Source organism: Geodermatophilus sp. SYSU D00758, assembly GCF_054049955.1.
This window is the reverse complement of record NZ_JBJGYK010000027.1, coordinates 22,377-45,800: the sequence shown is the minus strand read 5'-3', so window position 1 is coordinate 45,800 and position 23,424 is coordinate 22,377. Positions and strand designations below refer to the sequence as shown.

Sequence of the window (23,424 nt, the reverse complement as noted above, 5' to 3'; positions counted from 1 at the left end):
CCGATCTCCCGGCGACCGCCGGGGAGGCGACCCCGAGGAGAGAACATGTCTGCAGCGAGGCAGCGCCCCTTCCGCCGCCTGACGTCCACCACGGTGGCCCTGCTCGGCGCCGGCGTCCTCATCGCCGGGTGCACGAGCAACACCCCCGAGAGCTCCGGTGGCGGCGGGGGCGGGGGCGGCAACGCCGCCAGCTCCAACGACGAGCCCGGCGAGACCGTGCGCATCGGCTTCTCCGCCCCGGCCGCCGACCACGGCTGGATGGCCGGCATCACCGAGGCGGCCCGGGCGACCGCCGAGCAGTACGAGGACGTCGAGCTCACGGTGGCCGAGGGGACCAACGACGTCAGCACCCAGATCAGCCAGGTCGAGACCTTCATCAACGAGGGCGTCGACGCCATCGTGCTGCTGCCGTTCGACGGCGCCGCGCTCACCCCGGTGGCGCTGCAGGCGATGGAGGCGGGCATCCCGGTCATCAACGTCGACCGCGAGTTCAACAGCCCGTTCGCCGCCCGGGCCACCATCCTCGGGGACAACTACGGCATGGGGGTCTCGGCCGGCCGCTACATCTGCTCGCAGCTGGGCGACCAGCCCGACGCCGTCGTCGCCGAGATCGCCGGCATCGACTCGCTGCCGCTGACCCAGGACCGCAGCCAGGGCTTCGCCGACGCGCTGTCGGAGTGCGGGCTCAACGTCGACAACCGCGTCGCCGCGGAGTTCACCGTGGAGTCCGGCGAGGAGGCCGCGGCCAACCTGCTGCAGGCCGCGCCGCAGATCGACGCCCTGTGGAACCACGACGACGACCAGGGGGTCGGCGTCCTGGCCGCGATCAACAACGCCGGCCGCGACGAGTTCATCATGGTCGGCGGCGCCGGCTCGGCGAACGCGATGCGGGAGATCCAGTCCGGCGAGTCGGTGCTCGAGGCGACGGTCATCTACCCGCACACCCAGGCCGCGGACGGGATCGCGCTGGCCCGGCTGATCGCGCAGGACAAGAGCATGTCCGACCTCGTCTCCCAGGCGGTGCCGCAGCGGATCGTGCTGAACGCGCCGGTCGTGACCGCGGAGAACGTCGACCAGTACATCGACGCCGCCTTCGAGTCCTGACCCGCTGACACCGGTGGCGGGGGAGCGGACGACGCTCCCCCGCCACCCCACCCCTGGAGAGACCCGTGACCCGCTCCCTCGGTGTCGGCCTCGTCGGCCACGCCTTCATGGGCGCCGCCCACTCCCACGCGTGGCGGACCGCCCCCCACTTCTTCGACCTCCCCCTGCGCCCGGAGCTCGCCGTGCTGGCCGGCCGCGACCCCGGCCGCGTGGCCGAGGCCGCCGCCCGGCTGGGCTGGGCGGCCACCGAGACCGACTGGCGGCGCCTGCTCGAGCGCGACGACGTCGACCTCGTCGACGTCTGCACGCCGGGGGACACCCACGCCGAGATCGCCATCGCGGCGCTCGAGGCCGGCAAGCACGTGCTGTGCGAGAAGCCGCTGGCCAACTCCGTCGCGGAGGCCGAGGCGATGGCCGAGGCCGCGGCCCGCGCCGCCGCGCGCGGGGTGCGCTCCATGGTCGGCTTCACCTACCGCCGGGTGCCGGCGATCGGGCTGGCCCGGCAGCTGGTCGCCGAGGGGCGCATCGGCGAGGTCCGGCACGTGCGCGCCCAGTACCTGCAGGACTGGATCGCCGACCCGGCCGCGCCGATGTCGTGGCGGCTGGAGAAGGACAAGGCCGGCTCGGGCGCCCTCGGTGACATCGGGGCGCACGTCGTCGACCTCACCCAGCACATCACCGGGCAGACGCTGACCGGGGTCAGCGCGGTGCTCGAGACGTTCGTCAAGAAGCGCCCCCTGCCGGTCTCCACCGGCAGCCTCTCCGGGGTCGGCGGCACGGGGACCGGCGAGGTCACCGTGGACGACGCCGCGGCCTTCCTCGGCCGGTTCTCCGGCGGCGCGATGGGGGTCTTCGAGGCCACCCGGTTCGCCCTCGGCCGCAAGAACGCCATCCGCATCGAGGTCAACGGGTCGGCGGGCAGCCTGGCCTTCGACTTCGAGGACATGAACGTCCTGCACTTCTACGACGGCACCGAGCCCGCGGCCACGGCCGGCTTCCGCCGGATCGTCGTCACCGAGCCCGAGCACCCCTGGGTCGCCGCCTGGTGGCCGGCCGGGCACGGCCTCGGCTACGAGCACGGCTTCACCCACCAGGTCGTCGACCTGGTCCGCGCCATCGCCGCCGGGGAGGACCCCGCACCGTCCTTCGCCGACGGGCTGCAGGTCCAGCGCGTGCTCGACGCGGTCGAGCGCAGCGCGGCGGACCGCTCCACCTGGACCGAGATCAAGGAGTAGCGATGCCCCGTCCCGTCACGCTGTTCACCGGCCAGTGGGCCGACCTGCCGTTCGAGGAGGTGTGCCGGCTGGCCTCCGAGTGGGGCTACGACGGCCTGGAGATCGCCTGCTGGGGCGACCACCTCGACGTCGAGCGCGCCGCGAACGACGACTCCTACGTGGCCGAGCGCCTGGCGCTGCTGGACAAGTACGGCCTGAAGGTCTGGACCATCTCCAACCACCTCAACGGCCAGGCCGTCTGCGACGACCCGATCGACGAGCGGCACCGCGGCATGGTGCACCCCCGGGTGTGGGGCGACGGCGACCCCGAGGGGGTGCGGCAGCGGGCGGCCGAGGAGATGAAGACCACCGCCCGGGCCGCGGCGAAGCTGGGGGTGAAGACCGTCGTCGGGTTCACCGGCAGCAAGATCTGGAAGACCGTGGCGATGTTCCCGCCGGTGCCCGAGTCGATGGTCGCCGACGGCTACGCCGACTTCGCCGCCCGGTGGAACCCGATCCTCGACGTCTTCGACGAGGTCGGCGTGCGGTTCGCCCACGAGGTGCACCCGAGCGAGATCGCCTACGACTACTGGACCACGGTGCGCACCCTGGAGGCGATCGGGCACCGCGAGGCCTTCGGGCTCAACTGGGACCCGTCGCACTTCGTGTGGCAGGACCTGGACCCGGTCGGGTTCCTGTGGGACTTCCGGGACCGGATCTACCACGTCGACTGCAAGGACGCGAAGAAGCAGGTCGGCAACGGCCGCAACGGCCGGATGGGCTCGCACCTGCCCTGGGCCGACCCGCGCCGGGGCTGGGACTTCGTCTCCACCGGCCACGGGGACGTGCCGTGGGAGGCCTGCTTCCGGATGCTGAACACCATCGGCTACGACGGGCCGATCTCGGTGGAGTGGGAGGACGCCGGGATGGACCGGCTGGTCGGGGCGCCCGAGGCGCTGGCCTTCGTCCGCCGACTGGCCTTCGACCCGCCGTCGGCCGCCTTCGACGCCGCCTTCTCCAGCGGCGCCTAGGCGGGACGCCCGGTGGCCGGGTGGGCGGGACCGCTCACCCGGCCACCGTCACCGCCGTCTCCATGCCCTGGGCCCGGTGGTTGCCCACGGAGCAGTAGAAGGCGTAGTCCCCGGCCTCGAGCGCGACCTCCAGGGTCGCCGACTCGCCGGGGCGCAGGACCGGGGTGGCGGCGACGTCCGCGCCGTCCCGCTCCACGACGAAGTCGTGCGGCATGTTGCCGGAGTTGGTGACCTCGAAGGTGTAGGTGCCGGGCGAGTACGAGTCCTCGGAGAGCGCGTAGGAGAACTCGTCCGCCGTCACCGACACCGTCTCGGCCGCGGGCGCAGGAGCCGGGGCCTCGGTCGTGGTGCCCGGGGTCTCGGTCGTGGGGCCCGGGGTCTCGGTCGTGGTGCCCGGGGCCTCCGTCGTCGTGGTCGGGGCCGGGGAGGACGTCGCGCCGGTCGTGGTGGCCGCGGGGTCGGCGGCCTCCGCCCCGCCGTCCCCGGAGCAGGCGGTCAGGCCGCCGAGCGCGAGCGCCAGGACGGCGGCTGCGATCCGGCGGGTGGAACGGGTCGTCGCAGGGTTCACGGGTCCTCCTCGGTGGGCGGCGGTGCCGTCGGGAGGGATCCTGCGGTGTCACCGGACCCGGCGGTACCCCTTCCCGGCTGGTTCACGGGCCGGGTTCGCCGGCGACCCGCCGGCACCAGCCGACGACGGTGTCGAGCACCGCGGGGTCGACCGGGGAGCGCAGTTCGCTGCGGTAGGCCCGCAGCGACGCCGGGCCCGGCTGGCGGCGCAGCGTGTGGGTGAGGTCGGGGACGGCGTGGACCTCGACCGGGCCGGGGACGACCGCCTCCACGGTGCCGAGGTCGGCGACCGGCACCTGCAGGTCCTTGGTACCGGTCAGGGCCAGCACGGGGGCGGTGAGCCGGGCGAGATCGGTGCGCGGGTCGTGGGCGAGGAACTCCCGGTGCCAGCGGGCGTTGATGCGCGCGCCCCCGATGCGGGCCACGTCGGTGGTGGTCGCCTCGATCCGGGCGTGGTTGGCCGCGACCTTGCGCTCGAGGTCGGTGCGGGTCAGCCGGAGCAGCAGCCGCACCGGGGCGGGCAGCGTCGGCCCGATCTGCCGGGCCTGCCAGCGCAGCAGCTCCCGGCCGGGCGTCGCGCTCATCGACAGCAGCACGACGCCGGCCACGGGCGCGCCGCGGGCGGCGAGCGCCGCGGCGAGGACCGCACCCTCGCTGTGCCCGGCGACGAACACGCGCTCGGGGTCCACCTCCGGCTGCGCCCGCAGGACGTCGAGGGCGCGGCCGAGGTCGTCGACGTTGTCGGTCAGCCCGGCGGCGCGCCAGTCCCCGGGCGTCGCGCCGACGCCGCGCTTGTCGTAGCGGTAGGAGGCCAGCCCGCCGGCGGCCAGGGCGTGCGCGAGGTCCCGGGACACGGTGAACCGCATCCGCCGCACGTTCGAGTCGCGGTCCAGCGGCCCCGAGCCGCCGGCGAGCAGGACGGCGGGGGAGCGGCCCCCGCCGTCGGGGAGGGTGAGCGTCCCGGCGAGCTCCGGGTCGCCCGGCACCGCCAGGTCCCGCTCGCGCACGACCCGCGCCGTGCCCGCCCCGCTCACGGCCGGGCCGCCAGGCGGGCGGCGAGGGCCTCGGCGTCGTCGGCGCCGATGAGCAGCGTGTCGAAGCGCTGGCCGGTCAGCCGGACCCGCACCGCGCCCTGCCCGCGCCGGACGGAGACCAGCGTCTTCTCGCCGTGCCCCCGCCAGGTGCCGATCTTGCGGACCCCGGGCACCCCCAGGCCGGGGGCGCGCAGCCCCCGCGTGGCCGCCAGCCCGTCCGGCACCGCCTCGACCGACCGCACCGCCGAGCGCGGCACGCGCAGGTCGCGGAGCAGGCCGAGGACCTTCTCGGCGGGGGAGAGGAGGACGGTCAGGGTCTCGGGAGTGGTGCGGACGGTCGCCATGCCCGTATTGTTATCACCGGCGATACCGATGTCAACTATGAGAACGATGTGGCGACCACGAGGACGGAGCGCGTGGATGGCGACGGCGGACCTGCTCCTGCACCCGGTGCGGCTGCGCGTGGTGCAGGCGTTCCTCGGGGACCGGGAGCTGACGACGGGCGACCTGCGGGGGGAGCTGGCCGACGTCCCCCCGGCGACGCTCTACCGGCACGTCGGGGTGCTCGCCGAGGCCGGGGTGCTGGAGGTGGTGGCCGAGCGCCGGGTGCGCGGTGCGGCCGAGCGCACCTACCGGCTGGTGACCGAGGCGGCCTCGCTGGGCCCCGAGGAGGCCGCCGGGATGTCGGCCGAGGAGCACCGGCGGGCCTTCGCCACGTTCGTGGCCGGGTTGCTCGCCGACTTCGACCGCTACGTCGCAGGGGCCGGGAACGGCCGGTTGGACCTGGCCGCGGACGGGGTGGGCTACCGCCAGGTCGGCCTCTGGCTGGACGACGCGGAGTTCACCGAGCTGGTCGCGGACCTGCGCGCGGTGCTCGCGGCGCGGCTGGACCGCGCGCCGGAGGGCGCGGCCGGCGGCGGGCGGCGACGGCGGCTGGTCACCCAGCTGTTCCTGCCCGGCTGACCCGGGTCAGCGCGGGCGGTCGACGGTGCCCCGGGTCAGCAGCCCGACGCCGATGCCGAGCAGCCACACGTCCTTGGCCACCGCCAGGCCCTGCTCGGTGGGGGCCAGGCTGCCCGGCTTCCGCATGCCAGGCGTGTTGAGGTACAGGCCGAGCAGCCCGCCGGAGAACGCGGTCAGCGCCGCGCCGGCCACCGCCGTCGGCACGAACGGGGCGAGCAGCGCCGCGCCGATCACGATCTCCGCGGTGGACAGCGCCCTGACGAACTGCTGCGGCTGCACCTTGGACAGCACCGGGTAGGTGCCGGAGGCGAAGCCGTGCAGCCCGGCCGCGGTCTCGGCGTCCGCGCCGCGCTTGCCGAGGCCGCTGTTGAGGATGAAGGCACCGGCGGAGATCCGGGGGCCGATCTCGGACAGGGTGATGGGCAGTCGCACGGGGCACCTCGCGGTCGTCGTGGTGGTCCGGATCTCGACGACCACTCTGGTCGACCGCGCGACCGCCCACCACCCGGGCTCAGCGGCCGCCGCGGCGCGAGCGCCCGCTGAACGACGCGGCCGAGTGGGACCCGGCGCGGGCGGCCAGCTCGGCGCGGGTGCGCGCCGGGCCGGACGTCCGCCCGGCCCCGCCGGACGCCCGCCCGGCCCCGCCGGAGGTGCCGGTCCCGCCGCCCCCGCCACCGGAGGAGCGGCGCCGTCGGCCGCCCCCGCCGCCGCCCTGCGGCTGGGGAGCGGGCGCCGGTGCCGGCTCGACGTGGGGGGCGGCCGGCCCGGTGAGCGCGGCGATCTCCGGGGCGCCGGGGCGCACCACGCTGACCGTGGGGGTGATCCCGGCCTGCCGGGCCAGGGTGCGCACCTCGGCGGACTGGTCCGGGGTGCTGACCGTCACCACGGTGCCCCCGGCCCCGGCCCGCGCCGTCCGGCCGGAGCGGTGCAGGTAGGCCTTGTGCTCGGCCGGCGGGTCGACGTGGACGACCAGCGCCACGTCGTCGACGTGGATGCCGCGGGCGGCGATGTCGGTGGCGACCAGCACCCGGGTGTCGCCGGCGCTGAAGGCCTCGAGGTTGCGCTCCCGGGCGTTCTGGCTGAGGTTGCCGTGCAGGTCGACCGCGGGCACGCCGGCGGCGGTCAGCTGCTTGGCCAGCTTCTTGGCCTGGTGCTTGGTCCGGGTGAACAGCACGCTGCGGCCCAGGCCCGAGGCGAGCTCCCGGACGACGGCGGCCTTGTCGCCGGCCTCGACCCGCAGCACGTGGTGGGTCATGGTCGCGACGGGGGCGACCGCCGGGTCGACCGAGTGGGTGGTCGGGTTCGTCAGGTAGCGCTTCACCAGCACGTCGACCCCGTTGTCGAGGGTCGCGCTGAACAGCAGCCGCTGCCCGTCGCCCGGCGTCCGGTCCATGATCCGCTTGACGCCCGGGAGGAAGCCGAGGTCGGCCATGTGGTCGGCCTCGTCGAGGACGGTGACCTCGACCGCGCCGAGGTCCGCGTGGCCCTGGCCGATGAGGTCCTCCAGCCTGCCGGGGCAGGCGATGACGACGTCGACGCCCCGCGACAGGGCCTGCACCTGCGGGTTCTGACCGACGCCGCCGAAGACGGTGGTCGCCGACATGCCGAGGGCCCGGGCGAGCGGGTCGACGACGGCGAACACCTGGTTGGCCAGCTCGCGGGTCGGGACCAGCACGAGCGCCCGCGGGCGGCGGGGGGTCCGGCGGGTGCCGGAGGCCGCGAGGCGGGCGACCAGCGGCAGGCTGAAGGCGAGCGTCTTGCCCGACCCGGTGCGGCCGCGGCCGAGCACGTCCCGGCCGGCCAGCGAGTCGGGCAGCGTGGCGACCTGGATCGGGAACGGCGCGCTGATGCCACTGGCGCCGAGCACCTCGACCAGCGGGGCGGGGACGCCGAGCGCGGCGAAGGTGGTGTCGGTGGGCAGCACGGTCGGCGCGTCGCCGGCCGGGACGACGGCGACGGGCACCGGGTCCGGGCGCGGGGCGGCCGGCCGGGGCTGCGCCGCAGCCGGGGTGCGGTGCTGCTCGGAGCCGGCGGGGCGGCCGCGGCCGCGGCTGCCGCGACGGCGGCGGCCGCCGGTCTCGCGGGCGGGGGTGGTGGGGTCGTGCGGGGTCACAGGGAGGTCCTCACGGTCCTGGTTCGCCGCCGTCGGTCCCCTCGACCGCGGGCCCCGGCGTCCTGCGCTCGGCAGGGCGGGACCTCTCGTCGTCGGCGGGACGTCGGACAGCTGGGCGCGCCTCGGTGGCGCTGCCGCAGCCCGACGTCGAGTCCCGCGCTCCGGATGAGCGGCGGGGCGGCGCCGGTACACCCCACTCAACCAGACGGGGGGCCCGGCTGTGCCGACACGCGGGGGAGTCCCGCGTCACACCCCCCGGTACGTGCGCCGGTAGGCGCCGGGTGAGACGCCGATGCTGGCCCGCAGGTGCGCGCGCAGCGAGGCGGGCGTGCCGAAGCCGGCCTGGACGGCGACCCGGTCGACGGGTGCGTCGGTCGACTCCAGCAGGTGCCGGGCGAGGGCCAGCCGCTGGCCGGCCAGCCAGCGCAGCGGGGACTGGCCGGTCTCCTCGCGGAAGCGCCGCGTGAAGGTGCGCACGCTCATCCGGGCGTGCGCGGCCAGGTCGGCGAGGGTCAGGGGCTCGTGCAGCCGGTCGGCGGCCCACGCGCGGGTGGCGGCGGTCCCCGCGCCGCCGGCCTCGGGCAGGGGGCGCTCGACGAACTGTGACTGGCCGCCCTCCCGCCAGGGGGCGACGACGTTGCGCCGGGCCACGCGGTTGGCGACCTCGCTGCCGTGGTCGCGGCGGACGAGGTGCAGGAGCAGGTCGATGCCGGCGGCGTTGCCGGCCGAGGTCAGCACCTCGCCGTCGTCGACGAAGAGCACGTCGGGGTCGAGCCGGACGGCCGGGAACAGGCTCCGGAAGGCGGCGGTGTGCATCCAGTGCGTGGTCGCCGGGCGCCCGTCGAGCAGGCCCGCGGCGGCGAGGACGAAGGCGCCGGTGCAGATGGAGACCATCCGGGCGTGGGCGGCGGCGTCCCGCAGGGCGGTGGCCAGCTCGCCGGGGACCGCGCCCTCGCTCATCGCGGGGCCGCCGTACACGCCGGGGACCACCACGGTGCCGGCCGTGGCCAGGATCGACCCGTCGTGCTCCGGGAGCACCGCGTAACCGGCCGAGGTGCGCACCGGGCCGCCGTCGAGGGACGCCACCCGCACCCGGTACAGGCGGCGCCCGTCGGCGCCGACCGCCGAGGACAGCAGGCGGTGCGGGAGGCCGAGCTCGAAGGCGATGGTGTTCGGCAGGGCGAGGACGGCGACCTCGTGCGGTCGCGGGGCCTCGAGCGGTGCCGGGCCGTCACCCGGTGGGGCGGCCTCGAGCGGTGCGGCCCCGGCAGTCCTGGCCATGGCCGGATCGTTGCACATGTTGGCCGTCGGGCCACTGTCGTCGTCGGCGGCCGTCCCGGCATGCTGTCCGCCGTGACCGCCCCCGGCCTGATCCGCACCCGCCGCGTCCACCCCGCGTGGTGGGTCGCTGCCGTGACGTTCGTGGCCCTGGTCGGGGCCGCCGCGTTCCGCGCGGTGCCGGGGGTGCTCATCGACCCGCTGCGCGAGGAGTTCGGCTGGTCGGTGTCGACGATCTCGGCCGCGGTGGCGGTCAACATGGCGCTGTACGGGCTGACGGCTCCTTTCGCGGCGGCCCTCATGGAGCGCTTCGGCGTCCGCCGGGTGGTGGTCGGGGCGCTGCTGCTGACCGCGACCGGCAGCGGGCTGACGGTCTTCATGACCGCCAGCTGGCAGCTGGTGCTGCTCTGGGGGTTCCTGGTCGGGCTGGGCACCGGCTCGATGGCGCTCTCGCTGGTGGCGACGGTGACCGGCCGCTGGTTCGTCGCCCGGCGGGGGTTGGTCTCCGGGGTGCTGACGGCCGGGGGGGCGACGGGGCAGCTGGTGTTCCTGCCGCTGGTGGCCTGGGCGGACGCGACGGCCGGGTGGCGGGCGGCGTCGCTGGGGACGACGGCGGCCGCGCTGGCCGTCGTCCCGTTCGTCGCCTGGCTGCTGCGGGACCGGCCCCGCGACCTCGGGGTGGCGCCCTACGGCGGGACCCCGGCCGACGACGTCGACCCGGTGCGGGCCGGCGCGGCACGGACGGCGCTGCGGGCGCTGACCGGGGCCGCCCGCACCCGGCCGTTCTGGTTGCTGGCCGGTGGCTTCCTCATCTGCGGGATGTCGACCAACGGCCTCGTGCAGCCGCACTTCATCCCCGCGGCGCACGACCACGGGATGCCGGTGACGACCGCGGCGGGGCTGCTCGCGGTGGTGGGGATCTTCGACATCGCCGGGACGGTGCTGTCCGGGTGGCTGACCGACCGCGTGGACCCCCGGCTGCTCCTGCTGGCCTACTACGGGCTGCGCGGGCTCTCGCTGTTCCTCCTGCCGCCGCTGTTCGGGCCGGAGCTGCACGTCAGCATGGTGGCCTTCATCGTGTTCTACGGCCTGGACTGGGTGGCCACGGTCCCGCCGACCCTGGCGCTGTGCCGGGAGCACTTCGGGGCCCGGGCGCCGGTGGTGTTCGGCTGGGTCTTCGCCTCGCACCAGGTCGGTGCCGCGATCGCCGCCTTCGGGGGCGGGGTGATCCGCGACGTGACGGGCTCCTACGACCTGGCCTGGTTCCTCGCCGGGGCGCTGTGCGTGGCGGCGGCGGCGATGTCGGTGTCGATCCGGCGCAACCGGCCGGCTCCGGCTGCTGCGGACGACCCGGGGCTGCCGCCCTCGCCGACGCAGGCCGCGGCCGGTACGTCGCACGGCTGAGCCCGGCGTTGGTTCCCCTCGGATGTCAGAAGGGGGGTGGGTCGGTGGTGGCGGTCAGGCCGGTGGGGGTGGTGACGGTGAGCACGGCGTCGCCGGTGAGGGTGTAGGTCCAGCCGGGGCCTGGTGCTTGCCGCGGTGGTGGCCGGTGCAGAAGCCGGCCAGGTCGGCCGCGGCGGTGGGCCCGTCGGGATAGCGGACGCGGTGATCGAGCTCGCCGCCGCGGGGTGTCCCGCCGCGGGGGACCGGGCGGCGGCAGCCGGGGAAGCGGCAGCGGCGGTCGCGGGCGCGCAGGAACCGGGCCAGGGCGGCGGTGGGCCGGTAGCCGGGAGCGGGCCCGGGCGCGCCCAGCCCGGGGCGGGCGCCCAGGTCGTGCGGGCAGGTTCCGGCCGGGGCGCGGCGGCAGGCCGCCCGCCGGCAGCGGGCGGTGCGGCGGCAGGCGGGCAGGTCGGTGAGGGCGGTCAGGGCGCCGGTGAGGGCGTCGGTCAGGGTCAGGCGGGGGCGGTCGGCCAGCCCGCCGCCGGCGGTGCGGGCCAGCAACGCCCCGAGGGCGGCGCGGTCGGCGGCCGCGGCGGCGGCGAGGGCGGTCAGGGTGTCGGGGGCGGTGTCCAGGCCGGCGGCGGGGCGGGTACGCCAGGTGTGCTCGTCGGCGGCGTCGGCGCCCTCGGCGGTGCGCACCAGCCGCCGGGCCCGCCCGAGGGCCAGCAGCGCCTCGTGGGCGGCCTGGGCGGCGTCGGTGACCGCGGCGTCGGCCGCTGCCCACCAGCCGCCCCCACCCGCCGCCGCATCCGGCGTCTCGCGCGACGTGGTGAGGTCCGGCGGCGACTCCTCCGGCGGGCACCCCTCCGGAGGGCACCCCTCCGGAGGCCCGGGGTCGGTGCGGTGCTCCTCGACCCGGTGTTCCTCGACCCGGTGCCCCCCGGTGCCGGTCTCGTCGGCGTCGCAGGCGTCGGCGACGCCGGAGAAAGCTCCGCCGTCGTCGCCGGACATCGGTTCCCGACCATCAACCTCGTCGTCGCCGAAGACCTCGCTTCGCGGTCGGCCCACCAGCGGGCCTCGGCCGCGGCCAGCGCCGCGCGCTGGGCCGGGGTCAGGGCCGGGTCCAACGCGGGGTCGTCCTCGCCGGCCCAGGCCAGCCACCCCGCGTCGGCCTCACCCTCTCCCTCGCCCCCGGCCTCGGCCTCGCCCCCGGCCTCGGCGTCGAGTTGCGCGGCGGGGCCACCCTCGCCGCCGGTAGAACTGTCGGTGGCGGGCTGCTCATGCCCGGCGGTGCTGGCCTGTTCGTGCCCGGCGGTGTCGGTGTCGGTGAGCAGCCGCAGCAGCGCGCGGACCATCTCCGCGGGCACCACCTGCCCGTCGAGCTCCCCGGGGGCGTTGCCGCCCAGCGCGGTCTCGAGCGAGGCGACCAGGGTGAGCACCGCCTGCACCGGCGGCCGGTCGGACTCCCCGGGGCGCAGCACCAGGTCCAGCAGGCAGTCGGCCATCCGCTCGGCCCGCGAACGGGTATCGCCGGGATCGGCGGGCAGGGCGTCGACGTAGCCGCCCAGCGCGGCGTGCACCGCCCGCGCCTCGGGCAGGGTCAGCAGCGCACTCAGCGACGCCATCCCCGCGGTGCGCTCGCCGCGCACCGACACCCCGCGCTGCCGGATGGCCCGGGCCAGCTCCTGGGCGGCCTGCCGCAGCCCGCGCCTCAGCAGCACCCGGCGGATCCGCGCGCGCAGCTGCGCCGGGGTGGTGATCCGCCCCCCCCCCCCCCCCCCCCGGGCGGCGCCCCCCGCCCCCCCCCCCCCCCCACGGCGGGGTCCAGGACCGGCTCGGCGGCGGGGGCGGCGGGCATGCGCCGATCGTCCCACCCGGCCGCGACCGCCCCGCTCACCGCCCGGCGGGTCCCCCGCCCGGGAAGGCCGCGGATCCCCCGCCCGGGAAGGCCGCGGGTCCCCCGCCCGGGGACCCCGCGGGTCCCGCGCCCGAGAACCAGGCGCGGGCCGGGGCGCCCACGAGGAGGCCCAGCCCGACGGCCGGCATGGCGGCGAAGCAGAGCACGGCCACTAGCAGCACCCCGGAGGCCTCCGGGCCGACGGCCGCCCGGGCCAGCGAGACCAGGCGCACCCCCCAGTAGAGGGCCAGGGCCACCTGCACGCCGTGGGCGGCCAGCAGGCTCCCCCGGGCGGCCCCGCCGCGGCGGGTGAGGGCCAGCGCCCCGGCCACGACGAGGAGCACCACGGAGCCGATCTGCACCGCGGCCAGCACGGTCGCCTCGGTGGCCAGCGCCCCGGAGTCCCACGGGAACGCGGGGTCGCCCTCGGCGAGGGTGAACACCGAGGCGGCGAGCAGCACGTAACCCGAGGTCAGCCCGACGAGGGCGGCCTGCACGAAGGCGAGGACGGCGGCGGCCACCACCTGGCCCGGGCGGCGCGGGCCGGCGGGGGGTGGCCAGCCGGGGGCCGCCCACCCGGGCGCCACCGGCGCCCAGCCGGGGGCCGCCGGTGCCCAGCCGGGTGCCGGTCCCGAGCCGGGTGCCCAGGCCGGCCGGGGCGCCGTGGCCGGGGGGCCGGCGTAGGGCGCGCCGGGCGCGGTGTCGGTGGCGGGGTCGGCCCAGGGGTCGCGCGGTGCGCTCACAGCGCCGCGACCAGCGCGCGGCCGGCCACCCGCCCGGAGAACAGGCAGCCGCCGAGGAAGGTGCCCTCGAGGGAGCGGTAGCCGTGCACCCCGCCGCCGCCGAACCCGGCGACCTCGCCGGCGGCGTACAGCCCGGGGAACACGGTGCCGTCGGGGCGCAGCACCCGCCCGGACAGGTCGGTCTCCAGCCCGCCGAGGGTCTTGCGGGTGAGCAGGTTGAGCCGGACGGCGACCAGCGGGCCGGCGGCGGGGTCCAGCAGCCGGTGCGGCGGGGCCACCCGGATCAGCTTGTCGCCCAGGTAGCCGCGCGCGCCCCGCACCGCGGTGAGCTGGAGGTCCTTGGTGAACGGGTTGCCGACCGCCCGGTCGCGGGCGACGACCTCGGCCTCGACGGTGGCGAGGTCGAGCTCGGGCTCGCCACCGGTGACCCGGTTCATCCCGGCCACCAGCTCCGGCAGGGTTCGGGCGACGACGAAGTCCTCGCCGCGGTCGAGGAAGGCCCGCACCGGCTCGGCGACCCCCGCGCGGACCCGGGTGAGCAGCAGCCGCAGGTCACGGCCGGTGAGGTCGGGGTTCTGCTCGGACCCGGAGAGCGCGAACTCCTTCTCCACGATCTTGTGCGTGGCGACGAACCAGGTGTGCTCGTGGCCGGTCGTCCCGATGTGGGCGAGGGTGCCGAGGGTGTCGAAGCCGGGGAACAGCGGTACCGGCAGCCGCCGGCCGGTGGCGTCCAGCCAGAGGGAGGACGGCCCGGGCAGGATGCGGATGCCGTGGCGGTCCCACACCGGGCTGTGGTTGGCCACGCCCTCGGTGTAGTGCCACATGCGGTCGGAGTTGATGACGTGGGCGCCGGCGGCCTCGGTCGCCTGGAGCATGCGGCCGTCGACGTGCGCGGGGACGCCGGAGAGCAGCCGCCGCGGTGGCGGGCCCAGGCGCTGCGGCCAGTTCCGCCGCACCAGGTCGTGGTTGCCGCCGATGCCGCCGGAGGTCACGACGACGGCCTGGGCGCGCACCTCGAACGGGGCGGTCTCCACCCGGGAGCTGGCCTCGCCGCGGGCGGCGTCGCTGGGCTCGAGCACGGCGCCGCGCACGCCGGTGACCGCGCCGTCCTCGACCACGAGCGCGTCGACCCGGTGCCGGAACCGCAGCTGCACCAGCCCGCGGTCCACCGCGGCGCGCACCCGGCGGGCGAACGGCTCGACCAGCCCGGGGCCGGTGCCCCACACGATGTGGAAGCGCGGCACCGAGTTGCCGTGGCCGGTGGCGGTGTACCCGCCCCGCTCGGCCCAGCCGACCACCGGGAAGAAGCCGACGCCCTGCTCGCGCAGCCAGGCGCGCTTCTCCCCCGCGGCGAACTGCAGGTAGGCCTCGGCCCAGCGGCGCGGCCAGTGGTCCTCGGGGCGGTCGAAGCCGGCCGTGCCGAACCAGTCCTGGCGGGCCAGCTCCAGGGAGTCGCGCACCCGCAGCCGGCGCTGCTCCGGGGAGTCGACGAGGAAGAGCCCGCCGAAGGACCACCAGGCCTGCCCGCCCAGGGACGCCTCCGGCTCCTGGTCGAGCAGCACGACCCGGCGGCCCGCCTCGGCCAGCTCGGCGGTGGCGACCAGCCCGGCCAGCCCCGCACCCACCACGACGACGTCGGTCTCCGTCACGGTCCGCACGCTAGCGGGCGCGGGCCGCCGTCCGGGGTGGCCCGGGCCGACGCGTCGCCCGGCGGGGTGCGGTCCACTCCCGGACCGGGCGACGGGTGGCCAGCACCAGCGCCCCGACCGGGCCGACGAGCAGGAGCAGCGCCCACAGCAGCGCCCGCCCGCCACCGAGCACCGCGAACAGCCCGGCCAGGCCGAGCAGCCCCAGCAGCGGGAGGACCGCGGCCACGGCGAGCACCTGCCAGCCCCGGGGCCGGCCCCGCCAGACCATCGCCGCGCCGAGGGCGGACAGCGCCACCAGCAGGGCCACGACCACCAGGTACCAGTGCCAGCCGGGCTCGGGCTCCCACAGCAGGTAGGCGAGGTGGATCTCCTCCGCGGCCACGAGCACCCCGAAGGCCGCGGCGAAGGGGGCCGCCTGCGGCCGTCCGGCCTCGGCGGGCGGCGGGCCGACGACCGGGCGGGGCACCGGGCGGGGGGAGCGCCGGGTCCCGGCACGGGTGCGCGCGCGGGACGACCGCGTGCCCGGTCCCACCGCCATGCCCGGGACCGTAGTGCCCGCGGACCGCCGGGCGGGCCCGCCGGCACCGGCAGGTCAGCCCTGCGTGCGGCGCGGCCGGCCGGCCACCCAGCGGCGCACCCGGGGCGTGGCCGCCAGCACGGCCGCGCCCACCGGTGCGACGAGCAGCATCAGCGGCCAGCCCAGGCCGGAGGGCTCGGCCGCCTGGGCCGCGGCCCAGATGACCCCGCCGGCGAGCAGCCCCACCGGCAGCACGGCCAGGACCACCGGCAGCCAGGCGCGGCGGGCCAGGAGCAGCACCGCCGAGACCACCTGGACGACCGGGACGGCCAGGAGGAGGTACGTCCAGGGGTCGGGGCCGGTGTCGGCGGTCAGCCCGCCGAGCGCCACGGCGAGGAGGGCGACGAAGGCCGGCGGCAGCGCCCCGGCGAAGCCCAGGACGACGGCACCGATCGCGGCGCCCGGCATCCGGGGGTCGGCCGGCGGGACGTCGCCGCGGGTGCTGCGGCCGGTGGAGGGGGGCACGGGTCGAGAGGCTAGGGGCAGCCGCCGCGCGGCGGGCGGGGCGCGCCGCGCCGGCGGCCACCACGGCGTCCGGGCCGGGACCGGTCGGGCCGGCCCGGCGGGTCAGCCGGCGGGCCGGGCCTCGCCCGCGGACGACCGGCGCCAGGAGGCGTGCAGCCGGGCGTAGGGCCCCTCGGCGTGCACCAGCTGCGCGTGCGTGCCGCGCTGGACCACCCGGCCGCCGTCGACGACGAGCACCTCGTCGGCCCGCTCGGCGGTGGACAGCCGGTGCGCGATGGTGAGCGTCGTGCGGCCGGCGGTGAGGGCGTCCAGGGCCCGGGTCAGCCGCTGCTCGGTGGCCGGGTCGACCGCGCTGGTCGCCTCGTCGAGCACCAGCAGGTCGGGCTCGGCGACGTGGGCGCGGGCCACGGCGACCAGCTGGCGCTCCCCCGCCGACAGCGACTCGCCGCGCTGGCCGACCCGGGTGGCGACGCCGTCGGGCAGCCGCTCGACCCACCCGGTCAGGCCCAGCTCGTCGAAGGCCGTGCGCACCGCGTCGTCGGTCAGCCCCGGCCGGCCGTAGCGGACGTTGTCGGCGATCGAGGCGTCGAGGAGGTAGCCGTCCTGGGGCACCATGACCACCCGCTCGCGCAGCGAGTCGAACGCCACCTCGGCCAGGGGCACGCCGCCGATGAGCACCCGCCCCTCCCCGGGGTCCATGAGCCGGGTGACCAGCTTGGCGAACGTCGTCTTCCCCGAGCCGGTCTCGCCGACGATCGCGACCCGGCGGCGCGCCGCGATCTCCAGGTCGACGTCGACCAGCGCCGGCCGGGCGTCGGGGGCGTAGCGGAAGGTGACGTGCTCGAAGCGCACGCCGAGCGGGCCGGGGGGCAGCGCGCGGGCGCCCGCGGGGTCGACGACGGCGGGGTCGCGGATGTCGGGCTCGAGCTCCAGGACGTCGAGGACCCGGCGGAAGCCGGCGACGGCGTTCTGGGCCTCGTTGAGCACCTCGGTGGCGGTCTGCACCGGGGCGACGAACAGCGTGACCAGGAAGAGGAAGGCCACGAGGGTCCCGGCGGTGAGGTCCCCGCCCACGCCGAGCAGCACGCCGACCACGACGACGGCGATGTTCGCCAGCGCCGCGACGAACTCGCCGCTGACGAACACCGCGGCGGTGACCCGCTGGGCGCGCACCTGGCTGGCGTAGTGCCGGCCGACGGCGCGGTCGATGCGGGCGGCGGTGCGCTCGCCGATGCCGTAGGCGCGCACCGTGGCGGCGCCGACCACCGACTCCGACACCGCTGCGAGCAGGTCGCCCACCCGCTCGCGGACCACGCCGTGGGCCTCGGCCAGCAGGCGGGCGAAGTGGCGGACCGCCACGGCCAGCGGGACGAAGCAGACGAGGACGAGCAGGGTCAGCTGCCAGGAGTAGACCGCCATGACGACGCTGGCCACGAGCAGCTGGCCGAGGCTCACCACGCCCAGCACGCCGCCCCACTGCATGAAGGTGGAGAGCTGGTCGACGTCGCTGGTCACCCGGGAGACCAGCGAGCCCCGGCGCTGCCCCTGCTGGTGCAGGACGGACAGGTCGTGCACGTGCCGGAAGGCGCGCACCCGCAGGCCGGCCAGCGCCGTCTCCGTCGTCCGGAACAGCCGGACGTTCATCCGGTACACCGCCACTGCGGTGACGACGACGACCAGCGCGCTCAGCAGGACGACGTCGCGGACGAGGTCCAGGTCGGGGCCGCCGGGGCCGGACAGGCCGCGGTCGATGACCTGCTGGACGGCGACCGGCACCACCACCCGGCCCGCCGTGGCGACCAGGGCGAGGGCGAACGTGGCGGCCAGTCCCCGGCGGAACTCCGGCATCATCGCCAGCCCCCGCCGCAGGGTGGCCAGCGCCCCCTCGGTGCGGTGCGCCGCCGCCGGCCCGGCCGCCGGGTCCACCGCCGGATCCGCGGCCGGGGCAGCGGTGCGGGTCACGCCGCCACCTCCGCCTGGCCGTAGGCCCGGACCAGCGCCGCGTAGCCGGGGACCGAGGCGAGCAGCTCCTCGTGCGAGCCGCGGGCGGCCACCCGCCCCCCGGCCAGCCACACCACCTCGTCGGCGAGGGCGATGGTGGCCTGCCGGTAGGCGACCACCACGACCGTCGTCGGGTGCTCGCTGTCGCGCAGCGCGTCGAGGATCCGGGCCTCGACGGCGGGGTCGACGGCGCTCGTGGCGTCGTCCAGCACGAGCAGCCGCGGCCGGCGCACCACCGCGCGGGCCAGGGCCAGGCGCTGGCGCTGGCCGCCGGAGAGCGTCGCGCCCCGCTCCCCCACCCGGGTGTCGAGGCCCTCGGGCAGCCGCGCGACGAAGCCGTCCGCGGCGGCGGCCCGCAGCGCGGCCCACACCTCCTCGTCGGGCAGGTCCGCCCCGAGGGTGACGTTGCCGCGCACCGTGTCGTCGAACAGGAAGGTGCCCTGCGCGACCAAGGCGGCCTGCCCGCTGACCTCGCCCTCGCGCAGCGCCCGCACGTCCACGCCGTCGAGCAGCACCGCGCCGCTCCCGGGGTCGACCAGGCGGACCAGGAGCCCGGCCAGCGTCGACTTGCCCGAGCCGGTGGGCCCGACGACGGCGACCGTGCTGCCCGCGGCGACGTCGAAGGTGACGCCCTCGAGGGTGGGCCGCTCGACCCCGTCGAAGCGGAACGCGAGGTCCCGGACGGCGAGGTCCGCGCCGCCGTCGGCCGTGGCCGCCGGGCTGTCCCCGTGCACCGTCTCGCCGGTCGCGTCGAGCACCGGCGTCACCCGGTCGAAGCCGGCGAGGGCGCGCGGCAGGTCGGCCAGCACCCAGCCGATCGCGCGGATCGGGAGCGCGAGCAGCGTGAACAGGTAGGCGATCGAGACCAGGGCGCCGGCGTCGGTGGCGCCGTCGGCGACCCGCCCGGCGCCGATGAGCAGGACGGCGAGGGTGCCGAGGTTGGGCAGCGCCTCCATGAGCGGGTCGAACAGCCCGCGCACCCGGCCCACGGCCACCAGCCCGTCGCGCAGCTCGGTGGCGCGGGCGGCGAACCGCCGGGCCTCGACGTCCTCCCGGCCGAGCGTCTTGACCACCAGGGCGGCGTCGAAGCTCTCGTGGGCGATCTCGCTGACCTCGGCGCGCAACTGCTGGGCCCGTGCCATCCGCGGGGCCATCACCTGCGAGTACACCGCGTTGACCAGGAACACCAGGGGGAACACGACCAGCCCGACCAGGGCCAGCCACGGGTCGGTGGCCACCAGGGCGGCGACGGTGATGGCGATCATGACGAGGGCGCCGCAGGCGAAGGGCAGCGGTGCGACGAAGAACCAGGCCGCCTCGACGTCGGAGTTGGCGTTGGACAGCAGCTGGCCGGTCGGGTGGCGCTGGTGCCAGGACAGCGGCAACCGCAGGTACTGGGCGGTCACCCGCCGCCGGTAGGAGGCCTGCAGCCGGTAGCTCATCACCCCGGCGAACAGCCGCCGGCCCAGGATGCCCAGGATCTTGAGGACGGCGACGCCCAGGACGGCCGCCGCGGCGAGGGTGAGCGCGGCGGCCGTCGTCGCCCCGCGCTCGAAGGCCGGGAGGACGACCCGGTCGGTGACCTCGCCGATCACGTAGGCGCTGGCGACGGTCATGGCGCCGTAGAGGCTGCTGGCGGCGAAGGCCAGCGCGAACATGCCCGGCTGCTCGCGGACGGCGCGGGCGACGTGGTGCATCCCTCGCCGGAGCACGGCGTCTCGGCGGCGGGGCACGGGTCTCCTCGGTGCTCGTGGCGGGCGGTGCCGACCCACTCTACTTAGGTCGGCTAAGCGATCGCCTCCGGTTTCCCGGGCCCGCCCCGTCGGTAACCCCGTCCGGTGACCGATGCTTCCCGGCCGCTGGACCAGCGCGAGCGTGCCGCCCTCGCCGACCTGCTCGACCGCACGGGACCCGATGCCCCCACCTGCTGCGCCGGCTGGACCACCGCCCACCTCGCCGCCCACCTGGTGGTCCGCGAGCGCCGGCCCGACGCGATGCCCGGGTTCGGCCTGGAGCAGGTCGGGCCGGCCCGGCCGCTCACCGAGCACGCGCACCGGCTGGAGGACCGGCTGCGGGAGCGCACGCCCTACCCGCGGGTGGTCGCGGCGGTGCGGTCGGGCCCACCGGCCTGGTCCCCGCTGGCCTGGCCGCCGGTGTCGCGCCTGGTGAACACCGCGGAGTTCGCCGTCCACCACGAGGACGTCCGGCGGGCGCAGCCGGGCTGGTCCCCGCGGACGCTGACCCGCGCCGACCAGGACGCCCTGTGGCCGGCCGCCGTCCTGTTCGCCCGGCGGCTGCCCGGTGGGGCGGTGCTGCGCCGCAGCGACGTGCCGGGGCGCGAGAAGCGTGTGGGGGCCGGGCGCACCACCGTCACCGGGGAGCCGCTGGAGCTGCTGCTCTGGGCCTCGGGCCGGCGCGACGTCGCACGCGTCGGGTGAGGGCCCTCCGGCCGGGGTTCAGCGCAGGGGCGTGTCCGCCTCGGCGCGGACGGGGACGCCGGCGCCGGCCAGCGAGGCCTTGACCTCGCCGATGCGCATCTTCCCGAAGTGGAAGACGGTGGCGGCCAGGACGGCGTCGGCCCCGGCCGCCACGGCCGGCGGGAAGTGGTCGGGCCGCCCGGCGCCGCCGCTGGCGACGACCGGCACGGTGACCTCCCGGCGCACCGCCCGGATCAGCTCGAGGTCGAAACCGGCCTCGGTGCCGTCGGCGTCCATCGAGTTGAGCAGCACCTCCCCGACCCCGCGGGTGGCGGCCTCCACGACCCACTCGACGGCGTCGCGGCCGGTGCCGCGCCGCCCGCCGTGGGTGGTGATCTCGAACCCGGATCCGGTGACCGCGCCGTCGCGGCACCGGCGGGCGTCGAGCGAGAGCACGAGCACCTGGTTGCCGAAGCGGTCGGTGATCTCGTCGATCAGCTCCGGGCGGGCGACGGCGGCGGTGTTGACCGCGACCTTGTCCGCCCCGGCCCGCAGCAGCCGGTCGACGTCGTCGGCGCTGCGCACGCCGCCGCCGACGGTGAGCGGGATGAACACGCTCTCGGCGGTGCGGCGGACGACGTCGTAGGTGGTCTCGCGGTCACCGGAGCTGGCCGTGATGTCGAGGAAGGTCAGCTCGTCGGCGCCCTCCGCGTCGTACACGCGGGCCATCTCCACCGGGTCGCCGGCGTCGCGCAGGTCGACGAAGTTGACCCCCTTGACCACCCGCCCCGCGTCGACGTCCAGGCACGGGATGACGCGCACGGCGAGGCTCATGCCGGGACCCCCCGGACCGCGTCGGCCTCGACCTCGACCAGCATCGCCGGGTCGATCAGCGCGGCGACCTGCACCATCGAGGTGGCCGGGCGGATGTCGCCGAAGACCTCCCCGTGGGCCCGGCCGACCTCCTCCCAGCGGGAGATGTCGGTGACGTACAGCCGGGTGCGGACGACGTCGGCGACGGTGAAGCCGGCCCGCTCGAGCGCCTCGGCGAGGTTGACCAGCGCCTGGCGGGTCTGCGCCCCGGCGTCCCCGGGGTGGACGACGGCACCGGCGACGGTGGCCGTGGTGCCGCTGACCCAGGCCATGTCGCCGTGGACGACGACGCGGCTGTAGCCGACGACCGCCTCCCAGGGCGTGTCGGAGCCGAACCGGACGACGGTCACGCCAGCTCCTCGGTCACCCGCAGCGCCTCGGGCAGGGTGAAGGCGCCGGCGTAGAGGGCCTTGCCGACGATGGCACCCTCGACGCCGACCGGGGTGAGCGCGGCCAGCGCGCGGATGTCGTCCAGGGAGCTGACCCCGCCGGAGGCGACCACCGGCCGCGGCGTGGCGGCGCACACCTCGCGCAGGAGGTCCAGGTTGGGCCCGCGCAGGGTGCCGTCCTTGGTGATGTCGGTGACCACGTAGCGGGCGCAGCCCTCGGCGTCCAGCCGGGCGAGGGTCTCGTAGAGCTCGCCGCCCTCGCGGGTCCAGCCCCGCGCCGCCAGCCGGGTGCCGCGCACGTCGAGGCCGACGGCGATGCGGTCACCGTGCTCGGCGATGGCGCGGGCGCACCAGTCCGGGGACTCCAGGGCCGCCGTGCCCAGGTTGACCCGGCGGCACCCGGTGGCCAGCGCCGCGGCCAGCGACTCGTCGTCCCGGATGCCCCCGGAGAGCTCGACGTCCACGTCCAGCTCCCCCACCACCCGGGCCAGCAGCTCCCGGTTGCTGCCCCGCCCGAACGCGGCGTCGAGGTCCACCAGGTGCACCCACTCGGCGCCGTCCCGCTGCCAGGTGAGCGCGGCCTCCAGCGGGTCGCCGTAGGCGGTCTCGCTGCCCGCCTCCCCCTGGACGAGACGGACGGCCTGGCCGTCGGCGACGTCGACGGCGGGGAGCAGCTGCAGCTTAGGCACGTCCACAGGCTAGTGACCGCTCACCTGTAGCCCTCGTCACCGGCGGGGCGGCCGGCGTCCTGCACCTCGACGACGTAGCGCCACGCGTCCGGCTGCGTGCCGTCGGCGTCGCGGAAGCCGTACACCCGGGCCAGCTCCCCGCTGGAGGTCGACCGGCCCGACCAGCGGGCGCGGTCGGGGTCGCCGGCCAGCGCGGCGACGGCGCGGCCGGTGTACAGCGGGCTCTCGGAGATGCAGAAGTGCGGGTGGGCGGCGCAGGCCTGCCGCCACGTCGCCTCCGTCACGCCGTACTCGTCGAGCATCATCTCCGAGCGCAGCCAGCCCGGGGTGAGGGCGACCGCCGTGCCGCCGTGCGGGCGCAGGTCGTGCGCCTGCGAGACCGCCAGCCGGAGCACCGACCACTTCGCCAGGTCGTAGAAGGCGTTCACGCGGACGGTGGCCGCGTTGTACGCCGCCGTCCCGTCGGTCACCTCGACGACCAGCCCGCCCGGGCGGCGGACCAGCAGCGGCAGGGCGGCGGAGCTGGTGACCAGGTGGGTCTCGACGCCGAGGCGCAGCAGCCGCAGCCCGCGGTCGAGGTCGTGCTCCCAGAGGGGGACCTCCCACTCGAACAGCAGCTCGCCGCCCCACACGTCGTTGACCAGGACGTCGAGCCGGCCGCACTCCGCCTCGATGCGGGCGACCAGGGACCGGACCTGCGCCGGGTCGAGGTGGTCGACGACCGCGGGGACCCCGCGGCCCCCGGCGGCGGTGACCAGCTCCGCGGTCTCCTCGATCGTCTCGGGGCGGCCGTACTCCGACGGCCGGCCGGCGGTGCTGCGCCCGGTGCACCAGACGGTGGCGCCCGCCTCGCCCAGGGCCCGCGCGATGCCCCGGCCGGCGCCGCGGGTGGCGCCGGCGACGAGGGCGACTGCGCCGGACAGGTCGGGGGTCATGCCGGTCACCCTGCCGGGCATCACCGACAGGACCCGCCGCGCCCGCCGGTGCGGTGGGGACGGGCCGGTCGCCGGGTGCCCGCCGGGCGGTGACAGGCTGCCTCC

The 23,424-nt window shown here is 77.1% G+C and carries 23 protein-coding genes; 6 read left to right on the top strand and 17 right to left on the bottom strand.

All coding sequences use genetic code 11. The annotated features are described in order from the left end of the window. The first annotated feature begins 45 nt into the window (after positions 1-45). The 3 genes from ACI8AC_RS18095 (at position 46) to ACI8AC_RS18085 (ending at position 3,349) form a co-directional block, all read left to right on the top strand. Positions 46-1,104, top strand: a complete 1,059-nt coding sequence (locus tag ACI8AC_RS18095) for a substrate-binding domain-containing protein (RefSeq protein ID WP_456899221.1) — start codon at positions 46-48, stop codon at positions 1,102-1,104. Positions 1,105-1,169: 65 nt separating this feature from the next. After that, positions 1,170-2,339: a Gfo/Idh/MocA family protein gene (locus ACI8AC_RS18090; protein ID WP_456899220.1), complete on the top strand. Its 1,170-nt coding sequence runs from the start codon at positions 1,170-1,172 to the stop codon at positions 2,337-2,339. A 2-nt stretch (positions 2,340-2,341) separates the two neighbouring features. Continuing rightward, the gene (locus ACI8AC_RS18085; RefSeq protein ID WP_456899219.1) at positions 2,342-3,349 is read left to right on the top strand and encodes a sugar phosphate isomerase/epimerase family protein; all 1,008 of its coding nucleotides are present in this window, start codon (positions 2,342-2,344) and stop codon (positions 3,347-3,349) included. 34 nt (positions 3,350-3,383) lie between these two features. On the opposite strand, the gene ACI8AC_RS18080 is transcribed toward ACI8AC_RS18085, so the two are convergent. The 3 genes from ACI8AC_RS18080 to ACI8AC_RS18070 all read right to left on the bottom strand — a co-directional run bounded on the left by ACI8AC_RS18080 (position 3,384) and on the right by ACI8AC_RS18070 (position 5,294). Further along, positions 3,384-3,917, bottom strand: coding sequence for a cupredoxin domain-containing protein (locus ACI8AC_RS18080; protein WP_456899218.1), 534 nt, complete (start codon positions 3,915-3,917; stop codon positions 3,384-3,386). An 82-nt stretch (positions 3,918-3,999) separates the two neighbouring features. Next, entirely contained in the window at positions 4,000-4,923 is a 924-nt protein-coding gene (locus ACI8AC_RS18075; protein ID WP_456899217.1) for an alpha/beta hydrolase family protein, read from the bottom strand. A gap of 23 nt (positions 4,924-4,946) precedes the next feature. After that, positions 4,947-5,294 (bottom strand): hypothetical protein, encoded by a 348-nt coding sequence (locus ACI8AC_RS18070; RefSeq protein ID WP_456899216.1) that lies wholly within the window; start codon positions 5,292-5,294, stop codon positions 4,947-4,949. Between the two features lie 76 nt (positions 5,295-5,370). On the opposite strand from ACI8AC_RS18070, the gene ACI8AC_RS18065 reads away from it, so the two are divergent. Beyond that, a complete protein-coding gene (locus tag ACI8AC_RS18065; protein WP_456899215.1) occupies positions 5,371-5,913 on the top strand; it encodes a helix-turn-helix domain-containing protein in 543 nt (180 codons plus the stop codon). A gap of 6 nt (positions 5,914-5,919) precedes the next feature. Here the strand turns inward: ACI8AC_RS18065 and ACI8AC_RS18060 are convergent, their stop codons facing one another. The 3 genes from ACI8AC_RS18060 to ACI8AC_RS18050 form a co-directional block, all read right to left on the bottom strand. Then, positions 5,920-6,345 (bottom strand): hypothetical protein, encoded by a 426-nt coding sequence (locus ACI8AC_RS18060; RefSeq protein WP_456899214.1) that lies wholly within the window; start codon positions 6,343-6,345, stop codon positions 5,920-5,922. Positions 6,346-6,424: 79 nt separating this feature from the next. Then, positions 6,425-8,026, bottom strand: coding sequence for a DEAD/DEAH box helicase (locus ACI8AC_RS18055; RefSeq protein ID WP_456899213.1), 1,602 nt, complete (start codon positions 8,024-8,026; stop codon positions 6,425-6,427). Between the two features lie 246 nt (positions 8,027-8,272). Then, positions 8,273-9,307 (bottom strand): GlxA family transcriptional regulator, encoded by a 1,035-nt coding sequence (locus tag ACI8AC_RS18050; RefSeq protein ID WP_456899212.1) that lies wholly within the window; start codon positions 9,305-9,307, stop codon positions 8,273-8,275. Between the two features lie 72 nt (positions 9,308-9,379). On the opposite strand from ACI8AC_RS18050, the gene ACI8AC_RS18045 reads away from it, so the two are divergent. Continuing rightward, positions 9,380-10,708: an MFS transporter gene (locus ACI8AC_RS18045; protein ID WP_456899211.1), complete on the top strand. Its 1,329-nt coding sequence runs from the start codon at positions 9,380-9,382 to the stop codon at positions 10,706-10,708. 54 nt (positions 10,709-10,762) lie between these two features. Here ACI8AC_RS18045 and ACI8AC_RS18040 read toward each other — a convergent pair whose 3' ends face one another. The 7 genes from ACI8AC_RS18040 to ACI8AC_RS18010 all read right to left on the bottom strand — a co-directional run bounded on the left by ACI8AC_RS18040 (position 10,763) and on the right by ACI8AC_RS18010 (position 19,749). Continuing rightward, positions 10,763-11,752, bottom strand: coding sequence for a hypothetical protein (locus tag ACI8AC_RS18040; RefSeq protein WP_456899210.1), 990 nt, complete (start codon positions 11,750-11,752; stop codon positions 10,763-10,765). Positions 11,753-12,577: 825 nt separating this feature from the next. Then, complete coding sequence (locus tag ACI8AC_RS18035; protein ID WP_456899209.1) at positions 12,578-13,324, bottom strand: hypothetical protein; 747 nt, start codon at positions 13,322-13,324, stop codon at positions 12,578-12,580. Beyond that, positions 13,321-14,973 carry an FAD-binding dehydrogenase gene (locus tag ACI8AC_RS18030; RefSeq protein WP_456899208.1) on the bottom strand — a complete coding sequence of 551 codons (1,653 nt, stop codon included), beginning with the start codon at positions 14,971-14,973 and terminating at the stop codon, positions 13,321-13,323. Before ACI8AC_RS18030 ends, ACI8AC_RS18035 begins: the two co-directional genes overlap by 4 nt. Before the next feature lie 10 nt (positions 14,974-14,983). Then, entirely contained in the window at positions 14,984-15,511 is a 528-nt protein-coding gene (locus ACI8AC_RS18025) for a hypothetical protein (protein ID WP_456899207.1), read from the bottom strand. A gap of 54 nt (positions 15,512-15,565) precedes the next feature. Continuing rightward, complete coding sequence (locus ACI8AC_RS18020) at positions 15,566-16,015, bottom strand: hypothetical protein (RefSeq protein WP_456899206.1); 450 nt, start codon at positions 16,013-16,015, stop codon at positions 15,566-15,568. Between the two features lie 102 nt (positions 16,016-16,117). Continuing rightward, positions 16,118-17,977, bottom strand: a complete 1,860-nt coding sequence (locus ACI8AC_RS18015; protein ID WP_456899205.1) for an ABC transporter ATP-binding protein — start codon at positions 17,975-17,977, stop codon at positions 16,118-16,120. After that, complete coding sequence (locus ACI8AC_RS18010; protein WP_456899204.1) at positions 17,974-19,749, bottom strand: ABC transporter ATP-binding protein; 1,776 nt, start codon at positions 19,747-19,749, stop codon at positions 17,974-17,976. The genes ACI8AC_RS18015 and ACI8AC_RS18010 overlap by 4 nt, the downstream gene beginning before the upstream one ends. Before the next feature lie 105 nt (positions 19,750-19,854). Between ACI8AC_RS18010 and ACI8AC_RS18005 the strand changes: the two genes are divergently transcribed. Further along, entirely contained in the window at positions 19,855-20,454 is a 600-nt protein-coding gene (locus ACI8AC_RS18005; RefSeq protein ID WP_456899203.1) for a TIGR03085 family metal-binding protein, read from the top strand. 18 nt (positions 20,455-20,472) lie between these two features. On the opposite strand, the gene hisF is transcribed toward ACI8AC_RS18005, so the two are convergent. From hisF to ACI8AC_RS17985, 4 genes are read right to left on the bottom strand one after another with little or no spacing between them, the layout of a single operon-like run. Beyond that, the gene (hisF, locus tag ACI8AC_RS18000) at positions 20,473-21,267 is read right to left on the bottom strand and encodes an imidazole glycerol phosphate synthase subunit HisF (RefSeq protein ID WP_456899202.1); all 795 of its coding nucleotides are present in this window, start codon (positions 21,265-21,267) and stop codon (positions 20,473-20,475) included. Continuing rightward, a complete protein-coding gene (locus ACI8AC_RS17995; protein ID WP_456899201.1) occupies positions 21,264-21,656 on the bottom strand; it encodes a RidA family protein in 393 nt (130 codons plus the stop codon). Before ACI8AC_RS17995 ends, hisF begins: the two co-directional genes overlap by 4 nt. Then, positions 21,653-22,384 carry a bifunctional 1-(5-phosphoribosyl)-5-((5-phosphoribosylamino)methylideneamino)imidazole-4-carboxamide isomerase/phosphoribosylanthranilate isomerase PriA gene (gene priA, locus ACI8AC_RS17990; RefSeq protein WP_456899200.1) on the bottom strand — a complete coding sequence of 244 codons (732 nt, stop codon included), beginning with the start codon at positions 22,382-22,384 and terminating at the stop codon, positions 21,653-21,655. Before priA ends, ACI8AC_RS17995 begins: the two co-directional genes overlap by 4 nt. A 20-nt stretch (positions 22,385-22,404) precedes the next feature. Then, positions 22,405-23,319 carry an SDR family oxidoreductase gene (locus ACI8AC_RS17985; protein WP_456899199.1) on the bottom strand — a complete coding sequence of 305 codons (915 nt, stop codon included), beginning with the start codon at positions 23,317-23,319 and terminating at the stop codon, positions 22,405-22,407. Between the last annotated feature and the right edge of the window lie 105 nt (positions 23,320-23,424).